Genomic DNA, 1858 nt, shown 5'->3' on the forward strand with positions numbered 1-1858 from the left:
GCATTCTGTGCGGCGCCTTCAACGGCTTTCTGGTAACGGGGCTGAAGCTGCCCTCCATCGTCGTCACCATCGGCACAATGAGCCTTTTCCGTGGCATTGCCTTCATCATCCTGGGCGACCAGAGCTTCAAGGGCTATCCCAAGGATTTCGCCTGGTTCGGGCAGGGCTATGTGTGGTGGGTGATCTCGTTCGAGCTGGTGCTGTTCCTGGTCTGCGCGGTGATCTTCTACGTCCTGCTGCACCACACCAATTTCGGTCGCCGCGTCTATGCTATCGGCAATAATCCTGCCGCTGCACAATTTTCCGGCGTACGGGTGGGCCGCATCAAATTCGTGCTGTTCTGCCTCACCGGGCTGATGAGCGGCATCGCCGCCGTGCTGCTGACGGCGCGGCTGGGCTCGACCCGCCCCTCCATCGCGCAGGGGTTCGAGCTTGAAGTCATCACCATGGTGGTGCTGGGCGGGGTGTCGATCCTGGGCGGGTCGGGCTCGATTATCGGGGTGGTGCTGGCCGGCCTCATCATGGGGCTGGTCACCTTCGGGCTGGGCCTGCTCAACGTGCCCGGCATCGTCATGTCGATTTTCATCGGCGCGCTGCTGATCGTAGTGATCGCGCTGCCGATCCTGCTCAGACTATGGAGGGAGCGCCGGGCATGATCGAGGATGTCGGCTACGAAAAGCACGCCTTCAAGATGACGCTCAACCCCGGCATGGCGGAGGAATACAAGAAGCGCCATGACGAGATTTTTCCCGAGCTGGTGGACCTGCTCCATGCAGCAGGCGTGAAGGACTATTCCATCCATCTCGACGAGGAGACCAACACGCTGTTCGGTGTGCTGTGGCGCCGCCGCGACCACACCATGGACGACCTGCCCCGGACGGAAGTGATGCAACGCTGGTGGGCGCATATGGCTGACATCATGGCGACCAATGACAGGAACGAGCCGCTTTCGAGCAACCTCAGGCCCATGTTCTGGATGAAGTGAGCCGGCGATGAACGCTATCTGAACGACGCCATCAGCTTCGGTTCAATGCGGCGCCGGCATAGTCGTGACCATCGAAACAAAGGCTTCGAGGGGCATGACAATGAACCGCCAGCAGGAAAAACTTCTTCTCGCCACGCTTTGCGGCTTCGTGCTGGTCGCCGCCAGCGCTTTCGCCGTCCAGCCGGCCATGGCCGCCGGCTACCATGTCGAACAGCCGGCGCGGGTAACCGGCGTTGCCCGCTCGGACGAACTCAATGTGCGCAAATGGCCCGCCGCCTATTCGCAGAAACTGGGCGGGTTGACCACCGGCAGCCGCGTCTGGGTGGAGCGCTGCATCGAAGCCACCACCGGCTCGGACTGGTGCCTCATCGAAGGGCGCACTATCCGCGGCTGGGTCAATTCCCGCTACCTGACGCTGGCCCGGCTCTGACGGGCTGCACGACGACCTCCCACCCATGCATTGACTTTTCCGGCTCGGCGCTGTTCGTGGACACAGCCTGGGCCGGAGTTTTTTTCATGGATGCCAATCCCGTTCTCGCTGAAACCTGTCGCGGCAATTGGGTCGAAAATCGCCATCGCGGCGCCTATGTGGTGATGGATGCCGAGGGTCGGGTGATCGCTTCGGCCGGCGATATCGAGCGGCCCATCTTTCCGCGCTCGGCCATCAAATCCATGCAGGCGCTGGCGATCTTCTCACAAGGGGCCGAGGCGCGCTTCCACCATAGCCCCGAAGAGCTGGCGCTGGCCTGTGCCAGCCATCACGGCGAGGATGTGCATGTCGAGGGCGTGTCGCATTTTCTCTCGCGCATGGGGCTTTCGGCAGCCGATCTCGAATGCGGCGCCCATCCGCCCACCAATGCCAGGGCGCGCGAG

General features: G+C 62.4%; 4 protein-coding genes. All 4 read left to right on the top strand.

The features are described 5' to 3' along the window. A partial coding sequence (locus VDP82_RS17670; protein ID WP_323016126.1) for an ABC transporter permease occupies positions 1–656 on the top strand: 656 nt, incomplete at its 5' end. Then, entirely contained in the window at positions 653–985 is a 333-nt protein-coding gene (rhaM, locus tag VDP82_RS17675) for an L-rhamnose mutarotase (RefSeq protein ID WP_323016127.1), read from the top strand. The genes VDP82_RS17670 and rhaM, both read left to right, overlap by 4 nt. A gap of 100 nt (positions 986–1085) precedes the next feature. Beyond that, the gene (locus VDP82_RS17680; protein WP_323016128.1) at positions 1086–1415 is read left to right on the top strand and encodes an SH3 domain-containing protein; all 330 of its coding nucleotides are present in this window, start codon (positions 1086–1088) and stop codon (positions 1413–1415) included. Positions 1416–1501: 86 nt separating this feature from the next. Continuing rightward, positions 1502–1858, top strand: a 357-nt coding sequence (locus VDP82_RS17685) for an asparaginase (protein ID WP_323016129.1), incomplete at its 3' end; no start/stop codon positions are given.

It is taken from the genome of Devosia sp., assembly GCF_034675085.1.
In the GTDB taxonomy this organism is placed as follows: Bacteria; Pseudomonadota; Alphaproteobacteria; order Rhizobiales; family Devosiaceae; genus Devosia.